General features: G+C 39.2%; 12 protein-coding genes. 11 read left to right on the plus strand and 1 reads right to left on the minus strand.

The window, feature by feature from the left end:
* The first annotated feature begins 70 nt into the window (after window positions 1-70).
* The gene (locus ALPR1_RS02230) at window positions 71-1,027 is read left to right on the plus strand and encodes a fasciclin domain-containing protein (RefSeq protein WP_040302473.1); all 957 of its coding nucleotides are present in this window, start codon (window positions 71-73) and stop codon (window positions 1,025-1,027) included.
* 79 nt (window positions 1,028-1,106) lie between these two features.
* On the opposite strand, the gene gldB is transcribed toward ALPR1_RS02230, so the two are convergent.
* Complete coding sequence (gene gldB, locus ALPR1_RS02235) at window positions 1,107-2,114, minus strand: gliding motility lipoprotein GldB (RefSeq protein ID WP_040303144.1); 1,008 nt, start codon at window positions 2,112-2,114, stop codon at window positions 1,107-1,109.
* A 107-nt stretch (window positions 2,115-2,221) separates the two neighbouring features.
* Here gldB and ALPR1_RS02240 point away from each other — a divergent pair, with 107 nt between their 5' ends.
* The 10 genes from ALPR1_RS02240 (at window position 2,222) to ALPR1_RS02285 (ending at window position 14,954) form a co-directional block, all read left to right on the plus strand.
* Window positions 2,222-3,226, plus strand: coding sequence for an SPASM domain-containing protein (locus tag ALPR1_RS02240; protein ID WP_008198120.1), 1,005 nt, complete (start codon window positions 2,222-2,224; stop codon window positions 3,224-3,226).
* Between the two features lie 130 nt (window positions 3,227-3,356).
* Window positions 3,357-5,945 (plus strand): SLBB domain-containing protein, encoded by a 2,589-nt coding sequence (locus tag ALPR1_RS02245; RefSeq protein ID WP_008198121.1) that lies wholly within the window; start codon window positions 3,357-3,359, stop codon window positions 5,943-5,945.
* Entirely contained in the window at window positions 5,945-7,012 is a 1,068-nt protein-coding gene (locus tag ALPR1_RS02250; RefSeq protein ID WP_008198122.1) for a GumC domain-containing protein, read from the plus strand. The genes ALPR1_RS02245 and ALPR1_RS02250 overlap by 1 nt, the downstream gene beginning before the upstream one ends.
* A gap of 11 nt (window positions 7,013-7,023) precedes the next feature.
* On the plus strand, window positions 7,024-8,313 hold the full coding sequence (locus ALPR1_RS02255) for an oligosaccharide flippase family protein (RefSeq protein WP_008198123.1): 1,290 nt from the start codon (window positions 7,024-7,026) through the stop codon (window positions 8,311-8,313).
* The gene (locus ALPR1_RS02260) at window positions 8,297-9,235 is read left to right on the plus strand and encodes a glycosyltransferase family 2 protein (protein WP_008198124.1); all 939 of its coding nucleotides are present in this window, start codon (window positions 8,297-8,299) and stop codon (window positions 9,233-9,235) included. The genes ALPR1_RS02255 and ALPR1_RS02260 overlap by 17 nt, the downstream gene beginning before the upstream one ends.
* Complete coding sequence (locus ALPR1_RS02265; RefSeq protein WP_008198126.1) at window positions 9,226-10,629, plus strand: O-antigen ligase family protein; 1,404 nt, start codon at window positions 9,226-9,228, stop codon at window positions 10,627-10,629. Before ALPR1_RS02260 ends, ALPR1_RS02265 begins: the two co-directional genes overlap by 10 nt.
* Window positions 10,626-11,756: a glycosyltransferase family 4 protein gene (locus ALPR1_RS02270; RefSeq protein ID WP_008198127.1), complete on the plus strand. Its 1,131-nt coding sequence runs from the start codon at window positions 10,626-10,628 to the stop codon at window positions 11,754-11,756. Before ALPR1_RS02265 ends, ALPR1_RS02270 begins: the two co-directional genes overlap by 4 nt.
* Window positions 11,753-12,646, plus strand: coding sequence for a class I SAM-dependent methyltransferase (locus ALPR1_RS02275; RefSeq protein ID WP_008198128.1), 894 nt, complete (start codon window positions 11,753-11,755; stop codon window positions 12,644-12,646). The genes ALPR1_RS02270 and ALPR1_RS02275 overlap by 4 nt, the downstream gene beginning before the upstream one ends.
* Entirely contained in the window at window positions 12,643-13,803 is a 1,161-nt protein-coding gene (locus ALPR1_RS02280) for a glycosyltransferase family 4 protein (protein ID WP_008198129.1), read from the plus strand. The genes ALPR1_RS02275 and ALPR1_RS02280 overlap by 4 nt, the downstream gene beginning before the upstream one ends.
* Window positions 13,779-14,954 (plus strand): glycosyltransferase, encoded by a 1,176-nt coding sequence (locus ALPR1_RS02285; RefSeq protein WP_040302474.1) that lies wholly within the window; start codon window positions 13,779-13,781, stop codon window positions 14,952-14,954. The genes ALPR1_RS02280 and ALPR1_RS02285 overlap by 25 nt, the downstream gene beginning before the upstream one ends.
* Window positions 14,955-15,018 lie beyond the last annotated feature (64 nt).

Below are 15,018 nucleotides of genomic sequence, written 5' to 3' on the forward strand. Positions count from 1 at the left end.
TTTTTTAAACTATTTGTTTCTTGGTTAGTTGTATAGACTCAATTATTTACGATACCTAAAACCAACTAAAATGAAAATTTCAGAATTTAAGAAATGGCGTTTTTTGTCGCTTTCAATGGCTCTTATGGTCATGGTAGGCTTCACTTCATGTGATGACGACGATGATGATATGACCCCAGAACCAGAAAATCTTGTTGAAGTGATCGATGGAGATCCTGACTTTATGATTTTATCCTCAGCGATTGCCGAAGCTGGTTTGGAAGGAGCTTTAAGTGGAACAGGCCCGTTTACTGTTTTTGCTCCAAATGATGCGGCAATTGAGGCTTATATCCTTAATAACAGTCTCACACCAGCTGATTTATTGAGTAATGCTGAATTGGCAGATATTTTAAGCTACCATGTTGTTTCAGGTAGTGTTATGGCCGCAGATGTAACTGCAGGTTCGGTAAGCAATTTAACTTCAGATCCATTTTTTGTCAGCATAGATCCTAGTGGAAGCGTTTGGATCAATGGTAATACTGAGGTGATTGCTACAGATCAAATGGCCAGCAATGGTGTCATTCACACTTTAGACTACATTATTACTCCTCCTACTCAGAGTATTGCAGAAATTGCAGTAGAAAGTACTACGGCAGCAACTCCAGAGTTTACACAGTTAGTAGCGGCATTAACTAGAGCAGGCCTAGTGGATGCGGTAAGTGGAGGATTTGAAGATAACCTAACTGTTTTTGCCCCAACGGATGCTGCGTTTGAAGCTCTTTACGAAACCTTAGGAGTTGATGGAGTTGATGATATTGATTTGGATCTTTTGACGAGTGTATTACAATATCATGTGGTTCCTTCAAGAGCTTTCTCACAGGATTTAAGAGATGGAGCAAGTTTACCAACGTTATTAGAAGGTGAAAGTCTAACTGTGGATCTACCAGGCTTAATGATTAATGAAAGTAGCTTGGTTCCTTCCATGTTAAATATTCATGCTACGAATGGAGTCATCCATGTGATTGATCAAGTGATCATCCCAGAATAATTTTTCCTGCTAAATGAAAAAGCGAGTCTTTAATAAGGCTCGCTTTTTTTATTTTATACCAGTGAGATTTCGGTTGGAATTATTCGTTTGGGTTTCTCGGTCTATAGCCTGATTGTCTAAATATTTGCTCCGCATCAGGATTGTCCATGAGTTCTACAAGGCTGACATCTTGGTTAAATTGATAATCATCAACGATATTCCAACCCAACCATCTTCCTAATCTACCAGGAGCCTTCGTGCTAATAGCATCTGTAAAAGGAGCTTCGCCCATGTATTTTGTGATATCAAAAGGATTGGTCTCATAGAGCAGCTCATTTTCTACAAAATGTGACCAGATATACTCCTCATTGGCATAGCATTCAGCAATCTCATCTTCGGTATAACCAATGATATATTTTTCAGAAGTACAGGGTAAGATTGCCTTTGTAAAATGATAGGCTTTGCCGTAATAGATCATTTCAGCCAACATGGTATTATCAGCTGGGTTGGTTTTATTGAACTTTGAAGAGATTGCCGTTACTATCATAGGAACGATATATGGGCTATCATATCGTTCTGCCATGTACCGAGGTAAATCTGGTTGGAATTCGTGGCTCGGGGGAAGGAAATAATCTAAACCAATGACGATTAGATCTTCACTTAAAATTAGGTCGCTGTTAAAGCCACTTAAAAAGGTATAGACTTTAGGTACTTTAAATTCAGGGAAATAGTATTTGATATATTTAAAGGCATTCTCCAAGTCTTTTTCTACCTCAGAAAGATCCTGAAAATGAACTTTGACTGAGTCGTAAAGAACATTCATGGCAGAATCTTGGTGAATGGCGATTAATTCTGATATCAAAGTGTCAGGTGAAGAGTAGAGGCTCCTGCCTAAATAGTCTTCCGCGAAATCAGGATATTTTTCGATTAGGAATTCAAAGTCTTCGGCAGATTTTGCATTGAAAAACTCATCTTCCAAACGCGTGAATTGCAAGTTTAAATCCTGATCTAAAATCTTGGGGTCCAGCTGACATTCTTCTGTGCTTTTTTGGCAAGAAAAAACTAGAAGTAATAAGAATGAATAAAGAGAAAATCGGATGAATCTCATGAAATTGGCTTTTATCTGCTCAAAAGTAAGTAAACGAACTGAAGTCCTTTTTATTAATTCAAAGAATTCCATTTTGAAGGTCAATAGCAATTAGTTTACTTGCCTGAGTGAAGAATAAATGGATCACGGCAAAGGCAATTTTAAATTATCTGACTTTTATTAAAGTCTGGAATTACTTGCTTTTGCAACTTTCTTTTCAATTTTCCCGGCTTGTGGGAAAGCCATTGATTTGGGGCAAACCAACAACCTTGTCTATAGAGCCAACCACCAGTTGTAATTTGCGCTGTCCTGAATGCCCATCGGGACTTCGGTCATTTTCTAGGCCTACAGGTATGCTTCAGGAAAATCTGTTTGAAAATGTGATTTTAGAGAATAAAAAGCATTTGAGTTGGCTTCACCTTTATTTTCAAGGAGAACCTTTTTTGAATCCCCGATTTCTGGAAATGGTAAAATTTGCAGATAGTAATCGGATTTTTACTTCTACATCTACTAACGCTCACTATCTGGATAGAAAAACTGTGAAATCGATATTGGAGAGTGGACTTCGGCAGTTGATTGTCTCCATGGATGGGATTTCACAAGACGTATATGAGCAATATCGGGTAGGAGGAAATTTGGAGAAAGTACAAAAAGGCTTGAAATTATTGGTGGAGGAAAGAGAAAAGTTGGGTTCAAAATTTCCAAGAATAGTTTTGCAGTTTTTGGTTACAGGACAAAATGAACATCAACTTCCCGAATTAAAAAAATGGGTGGAGGAGATGAAAGTGGACGAACTCCAATTAAAAACTACTCAGATCTACGATTATGAAAATGGTTCCGAATTAATTCCTACAGATCTTGGGTACTCTAGATATATTCCTGATGGACAGGGAAAATGGAAACTCAAAAAGAAACTCGAAAATAAATGTTGGAGGATGTGGCAAGGGGCCGTTGTGACTTGGGATGGAAAAGTGGTGCCCTGTTGTTTTGACAAAGATGCATCGCATGTGATGGGAGATATGAAGCTCCAACCTTTAACTGCTATTTGGGCATCCAAGGCATACCAGCTATTCAGATTACAGTTGCTGACAGATCGAACTCAAATTGAAATCTGTAAAAATTGCACTGAATAGCAATAAAGGTAGTTTTCGGGAAAGTTGGTTTTTGGAACTATATTTGGTGAAAATTAGAAATACAAGGATTTTTAATCCCCATATTTGTTGGATATACACCCGCTTTAATCGGATTACCTCTCTTATAAGCATGATTTTAAAGAAAAGATTCTGGTACTTTTTTACCTTATTAGCATTCCTGGGATTGGCAACACCTCAGGTGATTGCACAGCAGTCCACAGATTTAACTAAAATCCAGGTGGATGAAATGAGCGACACTGAGGTGCAAGAGCTGTTGAATCGCTCTGCAGAAGCAGGACTTTCTATTGAAGAGTTTTTGCAAATGGCAGAGATGCAAGGAATGCCAGCTTCAGAAGTGTCAAAATTGAAAGTAAGAATTGCAAACCTGGATCTAGGTGAGCCTGGATTTAGAAGGTCTAGTGAAGCCTCCAAAAGAGACCCCAGAAAGCAAGCAGACTTTGACTTGATTATGGATGGGTTCTATAAACCTCAGTCTACTTTTGAAGAGGTTGATTTAGAGAATCAAATTTTTGGAACTTCGTTATTTTATCAAAAAAACAGAAGACTAAGTTTTGAGCCAAGCTTAAATCAGGCTACTCCAAAAAGCTATATTCTTGGCCCAGGGGATTTGATTTATGTGGATATTTACGGTGAGTCGGAGCAGTATTATGAAGCTACAGTAAATCCTGATGGGTTTGTGCTCTTAGATAATATAGGTCCGGTGTCTGTCTCAGGAAAAAGTATTGAAGAGGCCACAGGGATCATAAAAAATCGAGTAGCAAGATACTATTCGGGTCTAAGCGGAAGCAATCCCTCGACCTTTTTGAAAGTTACGTTAGGTGATGTAAGAACCATCAAAGTCCATATTCTTGGTGAAGTTAGGCTTCCAGGGACATTTACTTTAAGTGCTTTTTCCACGGTTTTTAATGCGCTTTATGCTGCGGGAGGTCCGAATGAAAATGGAACTATGCGAGCTATAAAGTTGGTCAGAAATAATGAAGAAATAGCGAAGATAGATGTTTACGATCTACTTGTAAATGGAACAGCAGAATTGGATAAGCAGCTTCAGGATCAAGATGTTATTTTGGTGAATCCCTTCATTTCCAGAGCAAAAATCAAAGGAGAGGTTAAGCGTCCAATGACTTTTGAAATCAACGGGGACGATACATTTGAAGATCTTTTGGAATATGCCGGTGGATTTACCGATGAAGCATTCAAAGACCGGGTAGCTATCTCCAGAATTACTGGAAATCAGCGTTCGGTTTCAGACCTTTACCAAAGTCAATTCAATCTATTTCCATTGGCAGGTGGTGATGAAATAACCGTTCAGAGAATCCTGAATCGTTATTCCAACCGTGTCCAAATCAAAGGAGCTGTTTATAGAGAAGGGACTTTTGCTTTGACAGAAGGGCTGACCATTTCTCAATTGATTAAAAATGCGGAAGGACTCCGTGGTGATGCTTATACCGCACAAGCCAGTATTTTAAGGACCAAAGAAGATTTGAGTTCCGAGATGATTCAAGTAAATCTTCAAGAAATTTTGGATGGAACTGCAGAGGATGTCCTTTTGAAAAGAGAAGACGTTGTCAGGGTTGCTAGTATTTATGATATCAATAATGAAAAGTACGTTCAGGTACTTGGTGAAGTAAAAAGACCCGGAGTTTACCCTTTCTCAGAATCCATGAAAGTGGAGGAGTTAATTATCATGGCGGGTGGCTTGCAAGAATCAGCCAATACCCAGGATATTGAGATTGCTAGAAGATTGGAAGATGGGGACTTGGGGACACTTTCAGAAATCATTCCTACGCAGGTCAATGCAGATTTATCTTATAATCCAGAGGGTAATACTTTGCTTGCCTACGATCAGGTAATTGTGAGAAAGCGAGCGAATTTTAATATGCAGAAATTAGTAGCTGTAGAAGGTCAGGTTAATTCTCCTGGGATTTTTGCTATCCAAACGAGCGAGGAACGTATTTCTGATTTGATAAATAGGGCTGGAGGATTGAATCAGTTTGCCTATTCCAAAGGAGCTACACTCATCAGAAGAACTGAATTTTTTAATACAGAGTCTGAACAAATCAGAAGACAAAGAAATTTGGAATCACTACGACTGCAACTGATTGAGGACCCGAATAACTCTGAAGCTCAGGAAGAGTTATTGGCAAGGTTATTCAAGGATTTGCCGAAGGAAAAAGATTCCCCTGTGGATACCCAATTGGCACAAACGAAAAAAGAATCCTTAGATCAAATTGCTTCAGAAACACCAGGCTTTGCAGTGAAAATAAAGGAAACAGAAGCTGTGGCGATAGACCTAGAAGCAATTGTTAAAAACCCTGGTTCTGAAGATGATTTATTATTGGAGGAAGGAGATATTTTATCTGTTCCTAAGCTGCTTCAGACAGTCCGAATGCGTGGAGATGTCGTATATCCAACTACCTTACGTCATGAGTCAAATAGAAGTCTCAAACATTATATTAATGGCGCAGGAGGCTTTGAAAGAAGAGCCAATAGGAAGCAAACTTATGTGGTTTATGCCAACGGAGCTGTAAAGCGAACGAAAGGATTTTTAGGAATTAGAAATTATCCGCCTGTGGAGCCTGGAGCAGAGGTCATTGTACCTACCAAAGGCCCTAAAGTTCCTCTTCGTTTAGGGGAAATTGTTGGGATCACGACAGGATTGGCAACATTAGGACTTGTTATTTCTCAAATCAACTGGTAATGGCAGGAAGTAAGCATTTTTCAGACAATCAATTTACGTTTAAAGAGGTATTCCAAAACTTTAGTGAATGGGTTACCTATTTCCTTTCGCAGTGGAAAATACTTATTCTAGCAGGTTTGATTGGGATGGCTTTAGGAGCATTGGTGTCGATCTTTAAAAAGCCGGTATTTAATGCAAGTACCTCCTTTGTACTCGAAGAAGGTGATGGTGGAGGTGTTGGCCAAATGTCAGGATTAGCTTCTTTGGTAGGTGTAAACCTTGGTTCATTGGGAAGCACTAGTGGTTTGTTTCAAGGAGACAATATCATGGAGTTGTACAAGTCAGATCGAATGATTGACGAGGCTTTGTTAAGCCCTTTTGATGAGGATGAATTATTGATCGATCGATTTGTGGAGTTTGAGGAGTTGGACAAAAAATGGTCCTCAAAGGTTGATATTCCTTCCATGGACTTTTCTATTCCTAGAGAAGAATTCACTGTTTCCCAGGATTCAGTGGTTAAAGAAGTAGCAAAATTGGTTCGGGATTATCAATTGAGTGTGACCAAGCCTGACCGAAAGCTAAGTATCATCAAGGTTACTGTTTCTTCTAAAGATGAGCTTTACGCAAAAGCTTTTAATGAGCGATTGGTGGAAAATGTCAATGAGTTTTATAAAGACACAAAGACAAAAAAGACCAGTGAAAATCTCTCCATTTTACAATCTCAGGCTGATTCAGTTCGTTCGATCCTAGATCAAAGCATCGGAGCGTACGCATCAGCTACGGATCGGGTTCCCAATGTCAATCCGCTTTTATCTTCAGCTACCATAGATGTTAAGAAAAGGCAAATCGATGTGCAGGCTACAGGAGCAGTTTATGAAGAGATTGTAAAAAACCTGGAAATCGCCAAAGTAAATCACCGTAACAACTCTCCACTTATTCAAATCATTGACTCTCCTAGGTTGCCATTGGAGCGAACGGAGATCAGATTGGTAAAAGGGATGGTTTTTGGATGTGCTATTGTAGGGCTTCTAACACTTTTGTTTGTTTACTTCCGTCGCTTGTATCTAAAACATGTGCAGGAAAGCTAAATGAAGCTGCCATGTTAGAAAAACTCTCCTTACTTCCGATCGGTAATTTCATCAGGAATAAATCCATTCAGAATTTTCTTTTTTTGGCGATTATCCAATCGTCCAATGTACTGATTTCGATTATTTCCATGCCCTTGTTGATACAGAATATTGGCGTGGATCAGTTTGGATTGGTGAATTTGGCTTTGGCAGTAATTATCCTATTGAATATTTTGGTTGGGTTTGGCTACAATCTTAGCGCACCTAGAGAAGTGGCTGTCAATCAAAATGATAAGACTGCGCTTTCACATTTGGTTTCCAATGTTTTTTCAGCCAAAATTTTATTGGCAGCAATTGCCACACTGATCATTTTTGTATCTGTTTTCGGGCTCAACTTGTTCAAGGAATACCAGATGATTCTGGTATTTTCTGTTTTGATGCTATTTTCCGAAGCCACATTGCCTCTGTGGTTTTTTCAGGGAATGGAGAAGATGAAATTGATCAGTATTGCCAATATTTTCTCTAAGCTTCTCTTCTTGATGGGAATCGTGTTTTTCATCCATAGTCCAGGGCAAAGCAAATGGGTGAATTTTATGATGGGGTTTTTTGGTTTGGGGATCAACTTACTCTTGCTTTTTTATATCCATACTTTCATGGGGATCAGAGTTTATAGACCAGAAGTTTCTGCTATTTGGAAGAGCCTGAAAGATAATATATTGCTCTTTTTCAGTAATCTCGCGAGCCATATTTCCATCAATGGCGGTTTGATCATTTTGAGTTTTTTCTCTGTAGCTGAGACTTTGGGGATGTATAGTTTGGCCGAACGTGTCGTAATGGTCTTAAGGATGTTTCCCGCGATGATTATTCAGGCAATCTATCCCAACGCAGCTAAATTGTATAAAAAAGACGAAAAGGCTTTCTTTAGATTTTTGAGGAATGTCTATATCAGAGTGGTTCTCTTTGGGGTATTCATAGCGGCTATGACTTATTTAACTGCCCCTTGGACCATTAGGATATTGGCTAGAGAAGAGCTTAAAGAATCTGTGACCTATCTTCAGGTTTTGACTTTGGTACCTTTGTTAGCTTGCTTGAATATCGCCAATGTAATTATGATGTTGGTAGCAGATTTAAAAAATTTGCTTTTTAAAGCTTCTTGGATGATGTGTTTATACATGCTGACAGTGGCACCGATTCTAACTTCATTCTGGGGAGGAATTGGAGTTTGTGTGGCCATCATATCCACAGAGGTTGCGGTCTTTCTGATTTGCTTGGTTTTATTGTATAGAAATAATCGAAAACTTTTTTATGGCTTTTACACCTGATCCATCAGTTGCAATAATTCTTGTGAATTGGAACGGGTATGATTTTACAGCAGCCTGCATCAATTCCCTGCGGAAGTTAGAGTTTCCTGACTATCAAGTGATTTTAGTAGACAATGCCTCCGGGAATAATGAAGGACAAAAGCTCTTAACTGCATTTCCTGAGATCATTCTATTGGAAAATAAAGAAAACTTGGGTTTTGCAGGGGGGAATAATGTAGGGATCAAAAAAGCTTTGGAGGATGGTTATTCACATATCATGCTTTTGAATAATGATACCGAAGTAGCCCCTGATTTTTTGGGTCAAATGGTGCGAGTATTTAACTCCAGTAATCAGCAGCTAGGCGTGGTTCAGCCCTTGATTACATTTCTGAATGATAAAGGGAAAATTTGGAGTGCTGGAGGGAAATGGAATTCGTTATTGGGAAGATCCATCACCTTAGGAGATCGAAAACCTGTTGAAGATTATCAGGCTAAAGATGTCAAATTGGATTGGGCAACGGGCTGTTGTATGCTGATCTCAAGGGAAGCTATGATGAAAACAGGTTTGCTTAACGAATCCTATTTTGCCTATTTCGAAGACGTGGAATGGTCCTTGAGGTTTAGAGAAAAAGGATATCAAATAGCCTTGGCTTCCAAAGCGATGATCTATCATGAGGCAGGAGCTTCTTCAAAAAAAGCACATGCTGAAGGTGTTTTGAGCCCCAAAGTGTTTTATTATCATGTTCGGAATCAGTTTTATCTGATTCGTGGTATGCAAAAAGGAATGTCTTTCCTTTTGTCACTAGGGTACCATGGTTTCCGTTTTCTGCTTTGGATACTCTATTTTTGTTTGAGAGGGAGGTTCCAAAAATTAAAAGCTGTTGTTAATGGTATGATAGATGGCTTAGGTGCTTCTCTAAAAAAAGCTCCATCATGGCCTTGATAATTTTCATTTTCATTTCCTTTGCTGTTGCTGCTGGATTATTCTGGGCAGTGCAGGAAATGGTATTTAATGGAAGGTGGAAGTATTTCATTTTTTTTCTGATTGGATTTCTACCTTTTTATATCACCACTCTTAGTTTGGTCTATTTAGCTACTGGATCCAGTGCATTGGTAGGTGTATTTCAGGTACTTAAGGAATTGATCGTGCTATTAGCTCTTTTTTCCTTCCTGCTTTACCAACGAAAATTATTCGAATATCCCTTTCGATTTCAATGGACAGATACCTTCTTTCTAGCCTTTCTTAGCTTGGCTGCTATTTATTTGATTTTACCGTTGGGGCAAGCTTCTTTCATGAACAAGGCCCTTTATTATAAGGGGATTTTAATACCGGGGATAGTTTATTTCTTAGGCAGAAATAGCACATTTAACAAGGACGAAATCCGTGGGGTATTTCAAATGATTTTCATTATCGCCATTGGGGCATTCTTGGTTAATCTTTTTGAAAATTATGTGCTGCAGGCTCATTTGCAGCAGTTCACTGGTTATGCCTTGTATAATCATGTGATAAATGACATTGATCCAACAGGTAATTTTGGTTTGACGTGGACTTTTGAGACCCAAGCGGTAACCAAACGATTGGCGAGCTTTTTTTCTGACCCCCTGGAAATGGCCAGTTCAGTTTTGATGGGTTTTGCAGCAGGGCTGATTTGGTTTTTGACCAGCAAAAGGGAATACAACTGGCTTTACATTTTGGTCATGGCTTGCTCTTTGGGAAGTTTGGTGTTTTCAGCTTCTAGAGCCGCTTTTGGAGCATTCTTCCTAATGATATTCTTTTTGGCTTTAGTTTTTGGACTATACAAACTGATAGCTGCGGGCTTTCTAAGCCTGATTGCTTTTGCAGTGTATGTGATCTTCTTTGCCAGCGATGATTTTTACTTTTTCGTCCTAGATACCATCACTTTTGAAAATACTTCCAGTGTGGGACATGTAGTAGAATGGCTGCTTGCATTGGATTCAATGGTGGGAAATCCAATGGGCATAGGATTGGCAATGTCTGGAAATGCCGGAAGTGTTACGGATGAATTAAGAGTGGGAGGAGAAAATCAGTTTTTGATATATGGAGTTCAGTTAGGCTGGCTCGGCATGATTTTGTATATACTTACCTTGGCTTCCGCAGTGATATTAAGTTTGAGAGTTTTTTATCGAACAGATAATATTATGGAAGCCCGAATTGCTTTTGTAGCTGCAGCAGTGAAGGTTGGATTGCTTTTACCTCTATTTACCGCCAATGCCGAAATGTACACTTACGTGGCTTGGACCACTTGGTGGATGGCAGGATATTCTGTTCATGCCTACAGCAGATTAAAAACCCAAGAAAACCTGAAACTTGCATGAAAGTACTTTTAGACCTTCAATATCTGAACGTGGCCACTACAGGCATCAAAACCTATATGATGGAATTGGCAAATGCAACCAAGGCATTTCCACATCCTGAAATAGAATGGATTTTCACCCATGATCCCGAAAAACAAGCGGCTGATACTACCTTTAAAAATCCTTCCTCAAAATTTCAGAGACTAAACTACCACTTGGATTATTTCCGTTGGAAAGAGTTTCAGCTTCCAGATTTGGTTAAAAAGCATCAGCCAGATGTGTTAATATGTCCAGATTTTGTTTCTCCGGCAGCTTCACTTCCATGCCGAAGGATGACCGTACTTCATGATGCCTTTTTCTGGCAAATGCCTCAGAACTATCCCCGATGGTGGAGAAAGTATTTTCTTAATTTGATACGAAAAGGCCTTAAAGAAAAAACTGAAATCATTACCACGACTCAGTATTCCAAAACAGCCCTGCATAAGCATTTGGGAAATGAATTACCGATTCATGTGGTTTATCAAAGTCCTAAAATCATCAATTCTGTAGCCGATGAAATGATTCTGGATCGCTTAAAATTGAGAGATACCCCATACTTCTTTCACCTGGGGACCTTTGACAAAAGGAAAAATTTACCTCTGCTCGTTCATGCATTTAAAACATTTTTGGAAAAAGAAAACCAGGACTTCAAATTGGTTTTGGCAGGAGGCCCAGGTCAAAGTATTCAAATGAATGATTTTCCAGTGGTAGAAAAGTTGGTTTCGGAACTCGGACTGAAAGAGAAAGTAGTCTTGCCAGGCTATATTTCTGATGCTGAGATTGTCAGTCTCTACCAGGAAGCATTTTGCTATGTTTTTCCCTCAGAAAATGAAGGTTTTGGCATCCCTATTTTGGAAGCGATGAAATTTGGTGTTCCAGTAATTCATTCAGACCAAGCAGCACTAAAAGAGATTGCCAACGGAGCAGGACTTAGCTCCAAATCAGGTGATGCATCAGATTTGGCAGAAAAAATGATACTTTTGAGCCGGGATAAAGCTTTACGGGAGACTTTGATAAAACAAGGTCTGAAGCAAAGCGATAATTTTTCCCCTAAAAAATTTCTAGAAGCTTTTCAGTATCTGATTTTGGATGCTGCCCCTGCATTATGAGGCAAATTATTTGTCCGGTCTGTCATACGAAACCTTCCCAAGACAAGGAAGAATTATCTATTATCAATTGTCCTCAATGTCAAGTGAAATGGACCTTCTTTTGGAAGGAGCTCGATGCGGATGCCCTTTATGAAGATGAGGTTTATGAAGTGGTGGATAACCGGGAGTCCATTTTTGAAAAGATCATTTTTAGAGAAGCAGGTAAAGTCCTCAAGAAAGCGAAAGGAATACAGCCTGACTTAAAATCACTATTGGATTTTGGCAGTGGAAAAGGCCAGTTTATGCATGCAGCAAAAAGTCTAGGTTTTTCCACATTCGGAATTGAAACTGCTGAAAATAGAGCTGCTTTTGCTAGGGAAAAGTATCAGCTCCAGGTTAAGAATGAATTCTACGAAAGCGGGAAGATTGAAAGTGGAGAATTTGACTTAATTTCCTTAAACCACGTGTTAGAGCATCTTCCTGATCCAATGGGATTGCTAAAAGAGCTATTGGATCAAAATTTAGCAAGTAGCGGTCTCGCATATATAGAAGTGCCTCGATCAGACTCCTGGCAGGCAAAATTGGCTGGGGGAAAATGGCTTCATTGGGATATACCGAAGCATTTGACACATTGGAATGAGGAAACCCTCATAAAAGAAATGGAGAGAATTGGCTATCGACAAGTAGGGGCCAGGAAATTTTCTATCCATTTAGGTGTGTTGGGAATGCTTCAGGCGCTCTTGTCAAAAGTTGGTTTTAAAGGCCATCTTATTCTTAAGTTGAAAAGGAAAAAGACGATTGGACTGATGGCTGCGATTTTACTTTTCATGCCTCTAGCATGGATTTTGGAAGGTTTATCTACTTTGAGTAGCAAGTCAGGAATCCTTGGTCTCTATTTTCAGAAAAAATGAGCAAAACCAGAAATGTACTTTTTCTTCAGAGTAGTTCTGAGCTGTATGGTTCTGGAAAAATCATTTTTCAAGTTCTAAGAATTTATCGGGAAGAAGGCTTCAATCCAGTGGTTGTTTTGACTGGAGAAGGGCCCTTGGCGGACTTGCTGGTTCAAGATGGGTTTACTGTTTGTATACAGAATCTAGGAATTCTCCGAAGGAAATATGTCAACTTTAAGGGACTTATCAACAGGTTTGACAAGAAGCTTAAAGCCTACAAATTTTTGGATAAACTCCACCAGAAGTATGATTTTGAATTAGTTTATTCCAACACGCTTGCGGTGATTGTAGGGTCTTATTGGGCACAGAAAAACAACCTTCCACATATTTGGCATATTCATGAGATTCTTTTCGGCCCTAAGCCATTGGTCAAACTTCTAAGAGCAATGCTTGATAAGGGGACTCCTGAGCCGATTGTAGTTTCTGAGGCAGTAAAAAAACATTGGGGAGGTATGCTTAAGAATTCCAAACCGGAAGTTATTCACAATGGAATTCCATATCAGGAGTATTTAATGCCTGATTCGAAGACTAAATCCGATTTGAACATACCTGTGGATAAGTTGGTCATTACGATGATTGGCAGGATCAATCCAGGTAAGGGACAATTGTTTTTTTTGGCCATGGCTAAAGAAATTTTAAAGACTTATCCACAATGTCATTTTTTATTGGTTGGAGATCCATTTCCTGGCTATGAATCGATCCATGAAGAGATAAAAAGCGTAATTCGTGAGGGGGATTTTTCAGGGCATGTGACAGATTTAGGTTTTCGAAAGGATATACCTACCATATTGTCTGCAACTGATATATTTGTCCTCCCATCCATCTTGCCCGATTCATTCCCTACGGTGATTTTGGAAGCCATGGCATCTGCTTTACCTGTGGTTGCCACAAGGTCTGGAGGAGCTGAGGAAATGGTTTCAGAAGGGGAGACCGGTTATTTGATTCCTATTGAGGATGTAGAGATGGGGAAAATTGCTTTAGAAAAGTTAATTTTGAACGATCAACTTCGTGAAAGTATGGGAGAGGCAGCAAGAGAAAAAGTATTGCGTGAGTATAGTTTTGAACAATTCAGCGAGAAAATTAGAAACCACCTATGGCGTCAAGTAAAAAGAAATTGAAAGTTGCCATCATGGGTGCAAAAGGGTACCCCTATGTCTATGGGGGTTATGACACCATGGTCAAAGAACTCGGTGAAAGGCTCGTTGCAAAAGGAGTTCATGTACGAGTTTACAATCATAAAGCACTTTTTAAAGTAAAACCTAGGTATGTCAATGGGATAGAATGTATTTATATGGGTGCCGTGGAATCCAAAATTGGAACCCAGTTATCGCATACATTTTTCTCCATGATCCATGCTTGTTTTTCTGATGTAGACATAATTTTTGTAGTGAATAGTGGAAATGGGCCTATTGGTTGGGTTTCCAGATTCTTTAGAAAAAAGTCAGTCATCAATGTGGATGGCTTGGAATGGCTGAGGCCAAAATGGAAAGGGATTGGTTCAAGGTACTTTTTCTGGGCGTCTCGATTAGCCACGAAATACTTTGATCGAATCATCAACGATTCCGATGAAATGCAGCGGGTTTATAAGGAATTATTCAATGCTGAATCTCAGGTGATCGCTTATGGAGCGGCTGTAAAAGAGGATGTGGAAGTTGCCCCGATTGCAAAGTGGGGTATTGAACACCAAGATTATTTTCTGATCGTAGGTCGACTTGTTCCAGATAACAATGCCGATTTAATTATCAAAGGATTTTTGAAATCTGATTCCAAGAAGAAGTTGGTCATCGTGGGTGACGTACCATTTATGGATGAGTATGCGACTTTATTGAAAAGTTTGGAAGATGATCGATTGTTGTTTTTAGGCTATGTCACGGATCCGCATGAATTAGGAGCATGGTACACCCATTGTTATGCTTATTTCCATGGGCATGAATATGGTGGGACCAACCCAGCCATGCTTAAGGCTTTGGGATATGGCTGTGCAATTTTAGCATTAGATACTCCATTTAATCAAGAGATGCTTCAAAATGGGAAACACGGTTGGTATTTTCAAAAAGAAGTTGATTCAGTAAAAGATATTGTAGAGACGGCCGAAGCTAGCTCCGAAAGAATGGAGTACTTCCGAAAAACTGCCAGAGAGGGTCTGATTCAAAAATACAATTGGGATTATGTGACAGAGCAGTATTTAGCTGTGTTTGAAGAATTGGCAGGGTTTAAAGTCATCAATCCATCAGAAGAAAAGAAGAATTTGACAGAGGTGGAATCCTGAGTTTTCTGAAATTTGATTGAACCAAAACAGGTGATTTTTACTTATATACATAACTTTTAACCCT

It is taken from the genome of Algoriphagus machipongonensis, from assembly GCF_000166275.1.
GTDB classification, from domain to species: Bacteria; Bacteroidota; Bacteroidia; order Cytophagales; family Cyclobacteriaceae; genus Algoriphagus; species Algoriphagus machipongonensis.